General features: G+C 63.4%; 1 protein-coding gene. It reads left to right on the top strand.

All coding sequences use genetic code 11. The features are described 5' to 3' along the window. On the top strand, positions 1 to 243 hold a 243-nt coding region (locus tag SB816_RS34385; protein ID WP_410548545.1), incomplete at both ends, for a nitroreductase family protein.

Genomic DNA, 243 nt, shown 5'->3' with positions numbered 1-243 from the left:
GTGTCACTTGCGATCCGACGCGTGGCGGCAAGGTGGTGCTGGGCCGCACCCACAATCCGCGCACGGATGTCTATTCGACCGTCTGCGCCATCCAGAACCTCTGGCTGGCGGCCCGCGCCGAAGGCATCGGCGTCGGCTGGGTCAGCATTTTCCACGACAGCGACATTCGCGCCATTCTGGAAATCCCCGACCATATCGAAATCGTCGCCTGGCTCTGCCTCGGCCGCGTCGATGAGCTTTACA

Origin of the sequence: Achromobacter sp. SIMBA_011 (genome assembly GCF_046535435.1) — a bacterium.
Taxonomy (GTDB): domain Bacteria; phylum Pseudomonadota; class Gammaproteobacteria; order Burkholderiales; family Burkholderiaceae_B; genus Achromobacter; species Achromobacter dolens.
This window is presented reverse-complemented; position numbering and strand designations above follow the sequence as displayed.